The organism is Bradyrhizobium sp. Ce-3 (assembly GCF_022835695.1).
In the GTDB taxonomy this organism is placed as follows: Bacteria; Pseudomonadota; Alphaproteobacteria; order Rhizobiales; family Xanthobacteraceae; genus Bradyrhizobium.
In genome coordinates this window covers 577585-591874 of record NZ_BQUV01000003.1, presented here as the reverse complement: position 1 = coordinate 591874, position 14290 = coordinate 577585, and the positions used below count along the sequence as shown (strand labels likewise).

Annotated in this window: 10 protein-coding genes; 6 read left to right on the top strand and 4 right to left on the bottom strand. The window is 65.9% G+C overall.

Annotated features, from left to right (window positions below; all coding sequences use genetic code 11):
- Nucleotides 1-112: 112 nt before the first annotated feature.
- Nucleotides 113-3268: a multidrug efflux RND transporter permease subunit gene (locus BRSPCE3_RS13850; protein ID WP_244066366.1), complete on the bottom strand. Its 3156-nt coding sequence runs from the start codon at nt 3266-3268 to the stop codon at nt 113-115.
- A 6-nt stretch (nt 3269-3274) separates the two neighbouring features.
- On the bottom strand, nt 3275-4477 hold the full coding sequence (locus BRSPCE3_RS13845; RefSeq protein WP_244066365.1) for an efflux RND transporter periplasmic adaptor subunit: 1203 nt from the start codon (nt 4475-4477) through the stop codon (nt 3275-3277).
- A gap of 547 nt (nt 4478-5024) precedes the next feature.
- Here BRSPCE3_RS13845 and BRSPCE3_RS13840 point away from each other — a divergent pair.
- Complete coding sequence (locus BRSPCE3_RS13840; protein ID WP_244066364.1) at nt 5025-6023, top strand: flagellar motor protein MotA; 999 nt, start codon at nt 5025-5027, stop codon at nt 6021-6023.
- A gap of 15 nt (nt 6024-6038) precedes the next feature.
- Nucleotides 6039-7067, top strand: coding sequence for a peptidoglycan -binding protein (locus BRSPCE3_RS13835; protein WP_244066363.1), 1029 nt, complete (start codon nt 6039-6041; stop codon nt 7065-7067).
- Between the two features lie 213 nt (nt 7068-7280).
- Here the strand turns inward: BRSPCE3_RS13835 and BRSPCE3_RS13830 are convergent, their stop codons facing one another.
- Entirely contained in the window at nt 7281-8273 is a 993-nt protein-coding gene (locus BRSPCE3_RS13830; protein WP_244066362.1) for an aldo/keto reductase, read from the bottom strand.
- A 109-nt stretch (nt 8274-8382) separates the two neighbouring features.
- Between BRSPCE3_RS13830 and BRSPCE3_RS13825 the strand changes: the two genes are divergently transcribed.
- Both BRSPCE3_RS13825 and BRSPCE3_RS13820 read left to right on the top strand, forming a co-directional pair.
- The gene (locus BRSPCE3_RS13825) at nt 8383-9276 is read left to right on the top strand and encodes a LysR family transcriptional regulator (RefSeq protein WP_244066361.1); all 894 of its coding nucleotides are present in this window, start codon (nt 8383-8385) and stop codon (nt 9274-9276) included.
- Nucleotides 9277-9487: 211 nt separating this feature from the next.
- Complete coding sequence (locus BRSPCE3_RS13820) at nt 9488-10969, top strand: hypothetical protein (protein WP_244066360.1); 1482 nt, start codon at nt 9488-9490, stop codon at nt 10967-10969.
- 24 nt (nt 10970-10993) lie between these two features.
- On the opposite strand, the gene BRSPCE3_RS13815 is transcribed toward BRSPCE3_RS13820, so the two are convergent.
- The gene (locus BRSPCE3_RS13815; protein ID WP_244066359.1) at nt 10994-11314 is read right to left on the bottom strand and encodes a PilZ domain-containing protein; all 321 of its coding nucleotides are present in this window, start codon (nt 11312-11314) and stop codon (nt 10994-10996) included.
- A gap of 336 nt (nt 11315-11650) precedes the next feature.
- On the opposite strand from BRSPCE3_RS13815, the gene BRSPCE3_RS13810 reads away from it, so the two are divergent.
- Together BRSPCE3_RS13810 and BRSPCE3_RS13805 are read left to right on the top strand one after the other, a co-directional pair.
- Nucleotides 11651-13168, top strand: coding sequence for an AMP-binding protein (locus BRSPCE3_RS13810; protein ID WP_244066358.1), 1518 nt, complete (start codon nt 11651-11653; stop codon nt 13166-13168).
- Nucleotides 13169-13311: 143 nt separating this feature from the next.
- Nucleotides 13312-14283 (top strand): S1C family serine protease, encoded by a 972-nt coding sequence (locus BRSPCE3_RS13805; RefSeq protein ID WP_244066357.1) that lies wholly within the window; start codon nt 13312-13314, stop codon nt 14281-14283.
- Nucleotides 14284-14290 lie beyond the last annotated feature (7 nt).

The window sequence follows — 14290 nt, the reverse complement described above, 5'->3', positions numbered from 1 at the left end:
TTGCCGGCAACGCTCCCCGTTCAATCCAGAGCGGCAATCTGGATTGAACAGTTTGCGAAAGCAAGCCAGAGGCGGTGCCGGGCCTTGATCAGACCCGCGCCGATCTTGCGGATCAATGACCGGAGCTTGCCGACGCCGGCGGACCGTAGGCTTCGGCCTTCTCGACCTTCTCGCGATCCCCGCCCAGCACGCGCTGCACGCTGACGAAGAACACCGGGACCAGCAGCAGCGCCAGGATCACCACCGCGATCATGCCGCCCATCACCGATGTGCCGAGCGCCTGCTGGCTGGCGCCGCCGGCGCCGGTGGCGATCGCCATCGGCAGCACGCCGCAGACGAAGGCGAGACCGGTCATCAGGATCGGGCGGAAGCGCAGACTACACGCCTCGATGGTCGCCTCGACCAGCGGCTTGCCCTGGGCGCGCAGATCCTTGGCGAACTCGATGATCAGGATCGCGTCCTTGGCGGCGAGACCGATGATGGTGATCAGGCCGACCGTGAAGTAGACGTCGTTGGACAGGCCGCGCATCGTCGCCGCCACCACGGCGCCGAGAATGCCGAGCGGAATCGTCAGCAGCACCGCGAGCGGAATGGTCCAGCTCTCGTAGAGCGCGGCGAGCAACAGGAACACCACCAGCACCGACAGCGCGAGCAGGAACGGCGCCTGCGAACCCGACAATTTTTCTTGCAGCGACTGTCCCGTCCACTCATAGCCGAAGCCGCGCGGCAGCTTGTCGGCGAGCCGCTCCATCTCCGCGATCGCATCGCCCGAAGTAAAGCCCGGCTTCGCCTCGCCGGAGATGCGCACCGCCGGATAGTAGTTGAAGCCCGCGATCTGCGTCGGGCCCTTCGTCCACTCGATGGTGGCGAAGGCCGAGAACGGCACCAGCTGGCCGCGGCTGTTCTTGACGTTGTAATTGAGGATGTCGTCCGCGTTCATGCGGCTGGTCTTGTCGGCCTGCACGATGACACGCTGCATCCGCCCGCGGTTCGGGAAGTCGTTGATGTAGTTCGAACCGAGATTGGTCGAGATCGTGTTGTTGATGTCCTCGAAGGTGAGGCCGAACGCGCCGGCCTTCTCGCGGTCGATCATCAGATTGACCTGCGGCGCCGGGGGCAGGCCTTCGACATAGACCTTCTGCAACACGGGACTGGCATTGGCCTCGGCGATCAGGCGGTCACTTGCCGCGATCAGCGCCGCATAGCCCTTCTGGCCGCGGTCCTGCAGGCGGAACGAGAAGCCCGACGAGTTGCCGAGATTGTCGATCGGCGGGGGCTGCAACGCCGAGATCCTGGCGTCGCGGATCGACGACGACAGATCGCGGTTGATGTCGGCGACGATGGCGGCAGCCGAATCCTTCGGGCCGCGCTCCGACCAGTCCTTCAGCGTGATGAACGCCTGCGCGGTGTTCATGCCCTGGCCGAGGAAGCTGAAGCCGGTGAGGAAGGTGACGTTCTCGATGCCGGCGCGATCCTTCAGGTATTTCTCGACCTGCTCGACCGCAGCCTCGGTGCGCGCATAGGACGATTCCGACGGCGTCTGCACGTCGGTCGTGATGAAGCCCTGGTCGTCGACCGGCAGGAAGCCGCCGGGCAGCCGCACGAAGCCGTAGGCGACGCCCGCGAACAGCACGAGATAGATCAGCATCAGGCGGCCGGTGCGCTTCAGCCCGCCCTGCACCGTGCGGACATAGCCGGCACGGCTATTGTCGAGCACGCGGTTGAACCAGCCGAACACGCCCCTGCGGGCGTGGCCGTGGCCCTTCTCGACCGGCTTGAGCAGGGTCGCGCACAGCGCCGGCGTCAGCGACAGCGCGAGCAGCGCCGAGAACGCGATCGCCGCCACCATGGTGACCGAGAACTGTCGGTAGATGATGCCGACCGAGCCGGGGAAGAACGCCATCGGCACGAACACCGCCATCAGCACCAGCGTGATGCCGATGATCGCGCCGGTGATCTGCGACATCGCCTTCTTGGTGGCTTCCTTCGGCGGCAGGCCCTCCTCGGCCATGATGCGCTCGACGTTCTCGACCACGACGATGGCGTCGTCGACCAGGATGCCGACCGCCAGCACCATGCCGAACATGGTCAGCATGTTGATCGAGAAGCCCGCAACCATCAGCGTGGCACAGGCGCCGAGCAGCGCCACCGGCACCACGATGGTCGGAATGATGGTGTAGCGGATGTTCTGCAGGAACAGGAACATCACGATGAACACCAGCACCACCGCCTCGACCAGCGTCATCAGGACCTTCTCGATCGAGGCCTTGACGACGGGCGTGATGTTGTAGGGAATCTCGTAGGAGATATTGGCCGGGAAGAAGCGCGACAGCTCCTTCATCTTGGCTTCGACCGCGCTTGCGGTCGCCAGCGCGTTGCCCTTCGGCGACAGCAGCACCGAGAGGCCGGCGGTCGGCTTGCCGTTCAGGCGGGTGTTGAACTGGTAGCTGAGGCCGCCGATCTCGATCCGCGCGACGTCGCGCAGACGGACCGTCGAGCCGTCGGCATTGGCGCGCAGGATGATGGCGCCGAACTCGTCGGGCGAGGAGAGCTGGCCCTTGACCAGCACCTGCGCGGAAATCTTCTGCGTATCCGTGCTCGGCTCGGCGCCGATGCTGCCGGAGGCGACCTGGGCGTTCTGCGCGGTGATCGCACGGTTGACGTCGTCGGCCGACAGGCCGAAGCCGACCAGCTTGGCCGGATCGATCCAGATGCGCAGCGAGCGCTCGGTCGAATACAGCGTGGCGCGGCCGACGCCGGGGATGCGCCGCACCTCGCCCAGCACGTTGCGGATCATGAAGTCGCCGAGGCCCACTTCATCCAGCGAGCCGTCGGTCGAGTTCAGCGTGATGATCTGCAGCACGGCGGAGGAGGCTTCCTCGACCAGGATGCCCTGCTGGATCACGGCGCGCGGCAGCCGCGCCTCGACGCGCTTGAGGCGGTTCTGCACCTCGACCGAAGCCTGGCTGGTGTCGGTGCCCGGCTTGAAGTTGGCGATGATCTCGACCTGGCCGAGCGAGTCGGAAGTCGATTCGAAGTTCAGGATGTTGGCAGCGCCGTTGAGCTCCTCCTCGATCAGCCGCGTTACGCTGTTGTAGAGGTTCTCAGGCGACGCGCCGGGATAGCTGGTCGAGATCGAGATCGAGGGCGGCGCGATGATCGGGTATTGCGCGACCGCGAGCAGCGGAATCGAGATCGCGCCGACCAGACAGATGAACAGCGCGACCACCCAGGCGAAGATCGGCCTGTCGATGAAAAAGGCGGGCATGTCGGATCACCGCACCGCGTGCGCGGTCTGCTGCGAATCCGGGGCCGCAGCAGCGTCGATCTCACGCCAGGCCAGCGGCCGCACCTTGTCGCCGGCGGCGAATTTCTGGAAGCCCTCGACCACGACCTTGTCGCCGGCCTTGAGGCCCTCGCTCACGAACCAATGGCCGCCCTGCAACGAGCCGGTGCGCACCGGCTGCACCGCGACGTGATTGTCGTCCTTGACGACGAACACCTCGCTGCCGCCGCCGCCGTTGCGCTGGATCGCCTGCTGCGGCACGGCGATCGCATCCGAATCGATGCCCTGCTCGATCAGCACGCGGACATACATGCCCGGCAGCAGGATGCGATGCGGATTCGGGAACTCGCCGCGCAGGGTCACCTGCCCGGTATAGGCGTCGACCTTGGCGTCGGAGAACAGCAACTTGCCCGGCAGCGGATAGATCGAGCCGTCGTCGAGCACGAGACGCACCTTCATCGCATCGGGCGCGATGCGGTCGAGATCGCCGCTCTCGAAGGCGCGGCGCAGCTGGTTCATCTCGGTCACCGACTGCTGGAAGTCGGCGTAGATCGGATCGAGCTGCTGAATCGTCGCAAGGCTCGCGGAGTCGTTCTGCACGACGAGCGCACCCTCGCTGATGACGGCAGCACCGATGGTGCCGTCGATCGGCGCACGGATGGTGGCATAGTCCAGATTGAGCTTGGCACGCGCGACGTCGGCCTCGCGGCCCTGCACGTCGGCTTCGGCCTGCTTCAGGTTGGCGATCGCCCTCTCGTTCTCGGCCTCCGAGGTCGCGCGCTGGTTGGTGAGGGTTGCGATGCGGCGGGCCTGCAGCGAGGTCTGCTCGAGCACCGCCTTGGCGCGTGACAGCGCCGCCTCGGTCGACTGCACCTCGACTTCGAACGGGCGCGGATCGATCTGATACAGGGGATCGCCGGTCTTCACCTCGCTGCCCTGATGGAACATGCGGTTGACGACGATGCCGGAGACGCGCGGGCGCACCTCGGAGACACGGGTCGGCGCGATGCGGCCCGGCAGCTCGCGCACCATCGCGCGCGCCTGCGGCTTCACGGTGACGACACTGACGTCCGGCTCAGGTGCTTGTACGGCGGCGGTTGCGGTGGTCGGCTCGTCGCAGCCAGCAAGCAGTGGCGCCGTCACGGCCAGCATCAGAGCAATGCATGCCGATTGCGCGCGAAGTCCAGACATTGAGATGATCGCCCCTGAAAGGTTTGAACAAACGAACGGCGGTGTCACAGCGACAGCGCTCGCGTTGCTGCGGAGAAAATAAAATCTCGTTGCTGCGACGCAATGCGTTTTTCGGCGGCTCATTGTCACAGAACGCTATCGCCCTGATTTCGCGGCATCTTTTATCGTCTCACCGCATTGTGAGCGGGTTCCATCGCAGGCTGTGGGAATGCATTAACGACTGCGTGAGCGGGAACATGCCGTTTACCTGCGCAAGAATGCCGCAGATTGCAGAGTCGTAATGTGCGGCGCGCGAATCGCCGATCGCGCCCCGCCCCGCCTCGCCCCGCGATGAGGGCAACCCGCGTTCGTCTCGCGACCAGCGCGCGGGATTGGCACCTTCTGAACAGGCTGATGCGGCGAAGCAGCTGAAAGCTGCGCAAAGCGGCAACACCCTGCCCGGTCTCAACCCAAGGTTCTGCTGACAGCCTTTGGATTCGGCTTTCCTCACTCCCCCGCTGTGCCATATTGCTGGCAGATGCGGCCTTCGCGAACGGATGATCCGGCAATGCCCCCTTCCCGCTCCGACATGGAGATCGAACTGAGCAAGCTGTCCTCGCCCAGGATCTTCCTGGTGCGGATGCTGGTGTTCCTGGTGCTCTGCGGCCTCGTCGGGGTCGTGCTGTACAAGCAGATCGTGACCGCCTTCTTCGCCAATCCCGGGCTGAACGCCCTGATCGGCGCGGTGCTCCTGATCGGCATCATCCTGGCGTTCCGCCAGGTGATCCGGCTCTATCCCGAGGTCGCCTGGGTCAATAATTTCCGCATCGCCGATCCCGGGCTTGCGATCGACCGCCGCCCGACGCTGCTTGCCCCGATGGCCGCGATCCTCGGCGGCGAACGCACCGGGCGGATGTCGATCTCGCAGCAGACCATGCGGCACCTGCTCGATTCGATCGCAACCCGCCTCGATGAAGCCCGCGACATCTCGCGTTACATGACCGGCCTTTTGGTGTTCCTCGGCCTGCTCGGCACCTTCTGGGGCCTGATCGAGACCGTGGGGTCGGTCGGCAAGGTGATCGACGGGCTCAAGGTCGGCGGCGACGCCGGCGCGCTGTTCGATACGCTGAAGGAGGGCCTCGCCGCCCCGCTCGGCGGCATGGGCATCTCGTTCTCGTCCTCGCTGTTCGGCCTCGCCGGCTCGCTGATCCTCGGCTTCCTCGATCTGCAGTCGAGCCAGGCCCAGAACCGCTTCTACACCGACCTCGAGGACTGGCTCGCCACCACCGTGCGCGGCATCTCCGGCGACGAGACCGGCGCTGGCGGCGGCGACATGCAGGGCGCGATCGACCGGCTGCGTGCAACGCTCGAGGAAGGTGGCGGCGGCGCGGGTGGCCGCAGCACCACGGCGGCGATGGCCAATCTGGCCGAGGCGATCCAGGGGCTGGTGGCGCATATGCGCACCGAGCAGCAGATGATCCGCGAATGGGCCGATGGCCAGGGCGAGCAGAACCGCGAGATCAAGCGGCTGCTCGAACGCCTCGCCCGCCAGCCCGAGAAGAGCTAGCCAGAAAGTCAGCCCATGGCCCTCGCCCGCTCGCGCCGCAGCGAATCCGGCTTCAACTACTGGCCCGGCTTTGTCGACGCGCTGTCGACGCTGGTGCTCTCGATCGTGTTCCTGCTGTCGGTGTTCCTGGTCGTGCAGTTCTTCCTGTCGCAGGAGGTGACCGGCAAGGACAAGGCGCTGGAACAGCTCACCGCCAAGATCGCGCAGCTCAACGACCTGTTGTCGCTGGAGAAGCTCTCCAAGCTGACGCTCGACGACCAGGTCGCGCAGCTGCGCGCCGGCCTCGCCTCGGCGGAGGGCGAGCGCGATCGCATGAAGGGGCTCTACGAGGGCCTCGCCAATTCCGGCAATGACGCACAGGGCCGCGCCAACGAGCTCAACAAGGCGCTGGACTCCGAGAAGGGCGTGTCGTCGCGCGCGCTGGCGCAGATCGAGGTGCTGAACCAGCAGATCAGCGCGCTGCGCCGCCAGCTCGCCGCGCTGGAGGAAGCGCTCGACGCCTCCGAGAAGCGCGACAAGGATTCGCAGAACCGGATCGCCGATCTCGGCCAACGCCTCAACGTCGCGCTGGCGCAGCGGGTGCAGGAACTGTCGAAGTATCGCTCGGAATTCTTCGGCCGGCTGCGCGCGATCCTCGGCAACCGCCCCGATATCCGCATCGTCGGCGACCGCTTCGTGTTCCAGTCCGAGGTGTTCTTCGACACCGGCCAGGCCACGCTGCTGCAGGAGGGCAAGACCGAGCTCGACACGGTGGCGAGCGCGCTGATCGATCTGGACAAGCAGATCCCACCCGAGATCGCCTGGGTGCTGCGCGTTGACGGCCACACCGACGTGCGGCCGATCAACAGCCCGCTGTTCAAGTCGAACTGGGAATTGTCCTCGGCGCGCGCGATCTCGGTGGTGCAGTATCTGGTCTCGCTCGGCGTGCCGGCGCAGCGCCTGGTCGCCGCCGGCTTCGCCGAATTCCAGCCGCTCGACACCGCGCAGACCGAAGACGCCTACAAGCGCAACCGCCGCATCGAGCTGAAGCTGACGGAACGTTAGGTGGCGCAGGCCCTCGCGCGTCGCTTTCGCCAAGACGACAGCGAGAGTGTGGCATGGCCTGCATCCACAATCGTCGTCCCGGCGAAGGCCGGGACCCATACTCCGCAGCAGAAGTCGGGAGCGGGACCCGTCGTTCCAACATCGTGAAGTAATAGCCATCGGTGGTTATGGGTCCCGGCCTGCGCCGGGACGACACTGCGTATGTGGCTCGACTCAACGCCCGACCATCTCGAGCAATTGCTCCGGGTAGCGCGCGCCCCGGACCTCGATCGCGGCGACGGCGTTGCCGATGTCGGCGAGATCGGCCGCGGTCAGTTCGATCCGCGCCGCGCCGATGTTTTCCTCGAGCCGGTTGAGCTTCGTGGTGCCCGGGATCGGCACGATCCACGGTTTCTGCGCCAGCAGCCAGGCCAGCGCGATCTGGGCCGCCGTCGCGCCCTTGCCGGCCGCGATCCGGCCGAGTTGATCGACCAGCGCCTGATTGGCGCGGCGGGCTTCCGGCGTGAAGCGCGGCACCAAATTGCGGAAGTCGTCGCTCGCGAATGTCGTGGACGCGCTGATCGCACCGGTGAGGAAGCCGCGGCCGAGCGGGCTGTACGGCACGAAGCCGATGCCGAGCTCTTGCAACAGCGGCAGGATCTCCGCTTCCACCCCGCGTTCCCACAGCGAATATTCGCTCTGCAAGGCCGTGACCTTCTGCACCGCATGGGCGCGGCGGATGGTCTGCACGCCGGCCTCAGACAGGCCGAAATGGCGGACCTTGCCGGCGGCGATCAGGTCCTTCACGGTGCCGGCGACATCCTCGATCGGCACGTTCGGATCGACCCGATGCTGATAGAACAGGTCGATCACATCGATGTTCAGCCGCTTCAGCGAGGCATCCGCCACCGCCCTGATATGCTCGGGCCGGCTGTTCAGCGACCGGTGCCGCTCGGCCATCGAGCCGATATCGAAGCCGAACTTGGTGGCGATCACGACCCGGTCGCGGACCGGCGCCAGCGCCTCGCCGACCAGTTCCTCGTTGACGAAGGGGCCGTAGACCTCCGCGGTATCGAACAAGGTGATGCCGCGCTCGACGGCACCGCGCAGCAGCGCGATGCCTGCGGCCTTCTCGACCGCGGGACCGTAGGCGAAGCTCAGGCCCATGCAGCCCAGGCCGATCGCCGATACCTCAAGATTGCTGTTACCGAGTTTGCGCGTCTGCATGATGTCTCTCCGTATCCGTGACTGAAACCTGCCGCCGCGGGATTTAGGGCGTGCACGGGCGCGCCATTAGACCTAAAAATCGGGATGGACTTATGAGCTGGATTCATCAATGCCGCGCCACGACGTCAACGACCTGATCGCTTTCCTCGCGGTGGCGCGCGAGCGCAGCTTCACCCGCGCCGCGGCGCGGCTCGGCGTGTCGCAATCGGCGCTCAGCCACACCATGCGCGCGCTGGAGGAGCGGCTCGGCGTCCGGCTGCTGACCCGCACCACGCGCAGCGTCGCGCCGACCACCGCCGGCGAACGGCTGCTGGCCGGCATCGGCCCGCGCTTCGAGGAGATCGAGGCCGAGCTGTCGGCGCTGAGCGCGTTGCGCGAGAAACCGGCCGGCACCATCCGCATCAACGCCGGCGAGCACGCGGCCGAGACGATCCTGTGGCCGGCGCTGGAAAAATTCCTGCCGCGCTATCCCGACATCAAGGTGGAGATTACCGTCGACAACGGGCTCGCCAACATCGTCGCGGAGCGTTTCGACGCCGGCGTTCGGCTCGGCGAACAGCTCGCCAAGGACATGATCGCGGTGCGGGTCGGGCCGGATTTCCGCATGGTGGTGGTCGGCGCACCGTCCTATTTCAAGCGGCGGGAGCGCCCGAAACGGCCGCAGGACCTGACGCAGCACGCCTGCATCAACATCCGCCTGCCGACCCATGGCGGCATCTATGCCTGGGAATTCGAGCGGCGCGGCCGCCCGCTCAAGGTCCGGGTCGACGGACAATTGGTGTTCAACAGCACCCCGCTGCGGATCAAGGCGGCATTGGCCGGCCTCGGGCTTGCCTATATCGCCGAGGATCAGGTGCAGGCGCATCTGGCCAAGGGCCAGCTGGTCCAGGTGCTCGACGACTGGTGCGCGCCGTTTCCCGGCTATCACCTCTATTACCCGAGCCGCCGGCAATCCTCGCCGGCCTTCGCGCTGCTGGTCGAGGCGCTGCGCTATCGCCGCTGATCGTGACCACCCCACTACCGCCAAGGCCAGCCAACAGCGCCGCGCGGCCAGCCTGGTGATCCCGAGTTCCAGGCCGGGGCCGGACAGCCATCGAATTGCGCCGCCGGCATTAACGCGACTTTAGCGGACGCGTCCTAAAGCGAGTGTTTGTTCGGCAGATACAAGGCATGCGGAGCCCGCAGGCGGCTCACTTCGATCGCGGGGCTCATTGATGGACGCGCTGGCGGCTTGGAACGGCACGAAGCTCGATCGCGGACCAGGAACGATCAAGCTTGCGACGTTCGGGATCCATATTTTCGTGATCGCATTCGCGTCCGTGTACTACCTGGCGAACGGACCGCTGCTGCTTGGCCATCTTGATCTGGGATGGCACCTCGCCGCCGGCGACCTGATACGTGACCGCGGCAGCGTCCCCTTCCAGGATCCATGGTCGTTCACCCTCGGCGACAGGCAATGGTACAATCTGTCCTGGCTCTGGGACGTGATCGCCAGCGTGCTGGTCCAGTACACCGGATGGACCGGCCTCACCCTGGCGGTCGTTGCGTGCGGCGCCGTCATCGCCGGATATCTGACGTCCATCACGCTGCGCAGCGGCGCCTCGGCACTTGCGGTCGGGATTTCCGTGCTCTCCGCGTGCCTGCTCTATCCCGCCTTTGTCACCGCCCCGAATTCCTATCTGTCCGCTTCGCCGAACACGCCGACGATGCTGTTCTGCGTCATCTTCTACGCTGAGTGCCTGAAGCGAAAGCGCTGGTTCCTGCTGCCGGTGATGATGGTCCTCTGGGCCAACCTGCATGGCGGCTTCATGCTCGGACTTTTCATCATTGGCATCTTCGGCGCCGCGTCCATGCTCCGGCGGGATTGGGCGGGTCTGAAGACCTACGCTTTCGCTGCCGCCGGTTGCCTGGTCGCGATCCTGATCAATCCGCTTGGCTGGCACGTCTACGAGGGCGTCGCGACCACGCTCGGCCACTTCGCGCAGGAGCACATCACCGAGTGGTGGTCTTATGCGGCGAACTTCAGCATGCCCGGAAGCATTCCCGGCATCGTCTATATTGCGCTGTTCGCCGCGTTCGAGCTCCGCCACCCGGCTGCTTCGCCGGCGCCTCTGGAGTCGCGGCTGCTGTCCTGGCTGTTCCTGCTGCTGGGATTCTATCAATACAGGTACATGTCGTTCTTCTTCATCTTCTCGACGGTGCCGCTGGCGCTGCACATCGATCGGGTGCTGCCCAGACTGAACGAGCTCAAGGTCCAGGGCTCGCTGCTCGCCGCCGGCATCGTCGGACTGTGCGCGCTGCCGCTGACGCTGGTATACGTCAAGCCGGCGCTCGCACTTCCTCAGCTGCTGTCGGAGCAGGATGCGCGCTATCTCCAGACCCATTTTCCGCACGCGCGGCTGCTGAACCACTGGAACGTCGGCGGGCTCCTGATCTTCTACACGCGTGGCACGGTGCCCGTGTTCATCGATGGCCGGTCGGCCACCGCCTATCCCGACGAGCTGCTGCGCGACTATTTCAGCCTGATCAAATGGGAAATCGACGAGACCGCCTGGGACGCCGTGCTCGACAAATACAAGATCGACACGGTGCTCTGGGTGAAGGCGCACGAACCTCTGAAGCGGTTTCTGGTGGACAAGCGCGGCTGGACCGAGGCCTACACCGGAACGGATGAGGTGATCTACGTGAAGCGCTGACGCAGCTCCGCGTCTTCGCCGCGGCTACTCCGCGGCGGCCGGCTCCGCGGCCGGTTCATCCGGCTCGACTTCACCAGTCACGAATTTGAGCCCGTAGGTCTTGCCGCGGCGCCAAACCACCTCGCACGGGTAGCGCTTGGCATGGTCGGCGAGCAGCGTCAGCGCGAGGCGGTCCTTGACGTCGAGCTCGACCTCGGTGCTGATCTTGGCGCCGCCGGGCGAGATGTCGATCACCGCGCAGGCGTTCTCGGTCACGCCGTCATCGATCGTGATCCATGCCGCGCGGTTGTTGAGCTGGCGCCGCGGCTCGCGACTGACCTTGATCCGTGCTCCATTGCTCGCCATCGCCGTTCGTCCTTGAAGACATTGGTCCTTGAACACATTGGTCATTGAAAACTGGAGACCGCGCAGGTCGATCGACGCGCCCGGCATAAACCGCACGGGCCACAATGCCGCCGCCCCGTAAAGTCCGGCTTAGCGTGATCGCTTGAACTTTACCGGAATCTTGACGGGGCTTTTAGCGAACAGGGATTCTACAATTCCATCAGCGGGATACCGGCCGCATCGCCCCCCATTGGCTTGACATGGATACCGCATCGTTGGTGAAGTGGCGGCCGTGGCCCTGGCCACGTCCCTGCAACAAGAGCGCTTCAAGCCGCCTTAGTCCTTCGGAAACGACCCATGCTGATCCCCCTCGCCGACGTGCCGCGCTGGTATGCCGAACGCAAGCCCGCTGACGCGATCGCCGTCAGCCATGGCACGGACACGCTGACCTGGCACGAGCTCGAGCGCCGCGCCAATGCACGGGCCCGCGCCTTCGCCGCCAAGGGCGTCAAGCCCGGCGACTTCGTCGCGATCGGGCTGCCCAACAGCAACGCGTTCTTCGAGACCACGTTCGCGGTGTGGAAATGCGGCGCGACGCCGACCTCGCTGTCGTGGCGGCTGCCGCGCGGCGAGGCCGCGGCGGTGCTCGAGATCCTGAAGCCGTCGCTGGTGGTCGGCGGCGAGGCCGACTGGAACGCGCCGAATTCGCTGCCGGTGAATTTCGTGCCGGAGGGATTTTCCGAAGCGCCGCTCGACGCGCCGGTCGCGCGCTACTGGAAGGCGATGACCAGCGGCGGCTCGACCGGACGGCCGAAGGTGATCCTCGATCACAGCCCCGCGGTGATCGAAACCACGACGCCGCTGCTGCTCGGGATTCCGTTCGAGGCATCGCTGCTCAACCCGGGTCCGCTGTATCACAACGCGCCGTTCATCCTGTCGCACGCCGCGCTGTTCGGCGGTGGGAGGCTGACCGGCATGGTGAAGTTCGACGCCGAGGAGACGCTGCGGCTGATCGCGCGCGAGCGCGTGCAATGGGTCAACTTCGTGCCGACCATGATGCACCGGATCTGGGCGCTGCCCGAGGAGGTGCGCAAGCGCTACGACGTCTCCAGCCTGCAGATCGTGTTTCACATGGCAGCTCCGATGCCGCCCTGGCTGAAGGAGAAGTGGATCGAATGGCTCGGCCCTGAGCGGGTCTGGGAGCTCTATGGCGGCACCGAGCGGCAGGGCGCGTGCGTCATCTCCGGCGTCGAATGGATGGCGCACAAGGGCTCGGTCGGCAGGATCGGCGAGACCGCGCGCTTGCGCATCATCGGCGAGGACGGCAACGATGTCGCGCCCGGCGAGACCGGCGAGATCTACTTCCTGCCCAATGACGGCGCCGGCTCGACCTATCACTATCTCGGCGCGTCACCGAAGCGGCGGCCGGACGGCTGGGAATCGCTCGGCGATATCGGACGTCTGGACGAGGAAGGCTATCTCTATCTCGGCGACCGGCTCGCCGACATGGTGCTGCGCGGCGGCGCCAACATCTATCCGGCCGAAGTCGAGGCCGCGGTCAGCGAACATCCCGAGGTGCGCTCCTGCGTCGTAGTCGGATTGCCCGATCCGGAATTCGGCCAGCGCGTGCATGCGATCCTCGAGCTCGCCGAGACCGCCGATGCGCAAGCGATCGCCGACGGCATGGGCGACTTCCTGAAGGACCGGCTCAGCCGCTACAAGCATCCGGAAAGTTTCGAGCGCGTCGGCACCGCGCCGCGCGACGATTCCGGAAAGGTCCGCCGTACCATGCTGCGCGACGAGCGCGCCGCCTGGATCAAGGAGGATCGCGCCTTCCGCATCATGCCGGCGCGCGCGGCACCAAAGGGCGAATAGTTCAATTTATCTTGCGAGGGGCTGCCCTGCACGCCACATGAGCTGTGCAGGCTGCCGCGCACGGTATATCATTCCACCTTCCCTGCCGGCAGAACCTCGGACTACCATGAGGTTCCAGCACGCTGCACGCCAGGAGATCCCAAATGCCCTCCACGACCGAATGGAAAGTGCCAGCGGCCTTTCAGCCTCGCCCGGAAGATTACCGCTACGATCTCGATCGTGCGCTGATGAGTGTGGTCGGGCTGCATTCGATCATTCCGCCTGACGCCTTCAGCGCCGAGACGCTCGGCACCGAGCGCACCGGCAACGGCGTCCTGATCGACGACGGGCTGGTGCTGACGATCGGCTATCTGATCACCGAGGCCGCCACGGTGTGGCTGCATCTCGGCGACGGCCGCGCGGTCGAGGGCCATGCGCTCGGCTTCGATTTTGAATCCGGGTTCGGCCTGGTGCAGGCACTCGGCAAGCTCGACATCGATCCGCGGCCGATCGGCTCGTCGGCGGCGACCCAGGTCGGCGACAATGTCGTGCTCGGTGGCGCCGGCGGCCGCACCCGCTCGGTCGCGAGCCAGGTTGCGGCCAAGCAGGAATTCGCGGGCTATTGGGAGTACCTGCTCGACGAGGCGATCTTCACCCATCCGGCGCATCCGAACTGGGGCGGCACCGGACTGCTCAACAATGCCGGCGAGCTGATCGGCATCGGCTCGCTCCAGCTCGAACGCGAGCGCTCGGGCCGCGCCGAGCATGTCAACATGATCGTGCCGATCGATCTGCTCAATCCGGTGCTGAGCGACCTGCGCAGGTTCGGCCGGGTCAACAAGCCGGCGCGGCCGTGGCTCGGCATGTACACGACCGAGATCGACAACCGCCTCGTGGTGGTCGGCGTCGCCAGCAAGGGGCCGGCGGCGCGCGCCGAACTGAAGACCGGCGACGTGATCCTCGCGGTCGACGGCGACAAGGTGACGAGCCAGACCGGCTTCTACCGAAAACTCTGGTCGCTCGGCTCAGCCGGCGTCGACGTGCCGCTGACCGTCTACCACGAGGGCGTCACCTTCGACGTCACGCTGACCTCGATCGACCGCATGAAGCTGCTGAAGGCGCCGCGGCTGCACTGATACAAAG

Coding starts and splice junctions, on each gene's coding strand:
- BRSPCE3_RS13805 (WP_244066357.1), top strand. CDS start 13,312: ATGCCCTCCACGACCGAATGGAAAGTGCCAGCGGCCTTTCAGCCTCGC.
- BRSPCE3_RS13825 (WP_244066361.1), top strand. CDS start 8,383: ATGCCGCGCCACGACGTCAACGACCTGATCGCTTTCCTCGCGGTGGCG.
- BRSPCE3_RS13810 (WP_244066358.1), top strand. CDS start 11,651: ATGCTGATCCCCCTCGCCGACGTGCCGCGCTGGTATGCCGAACGCAAG.
- BRSPCE3_RS13830 (WP_244066362.1), bottom strand. CDS start 8,273: ATGCAGACGCGCAAACTCGGTAACAGCAATCTTGAGGTATCGGCGATC.
- BRSPCE3_RS13845 (WP_244066365.1), bottom strand. CDS start 4,477: ATGTCTGGACTTCGCGCGCAATCGGCATGCATTGCTCTGATGCTGGCC.
- BRSPCE3_RS13820 (WP_244066360.1), top strand. CDS start 9,488: ATGGACGCGCTGGCGGCTTGGAACGGCACGAAGCTCGATCGCGGACCA.
- BRSPCE3_RS13815 (WP_244066359.1), bottom strand. CDS start 11,314: ATGGCGAGCAATGGAGCACGGATCAAGGTCAGTCGCGAGCCGCGGCGC.
- BRSPCE3_RS13840 (WP_244066364.1), top strand. CDS start 5,025: ATGCCCCCTTCCCGCTCCGACATGGAGATCGAACTGAGCAAGCTGTCC.
- BRSPCE3_RS13835 (WP_244066363.1), top strand. CDS start 6,039: ATGGCCCTCGCCCGCTCGCGCCGCAGCGAATCCGGCTTCAACTACTGG.
- BRSPCE3_RS13850 (WP_244066366.1), bottom strand. CDS start 3,268: ATGCCCGCCTTTTTCATCGACAGGCCGATCTTCGCCTGGGTGGTCGCG.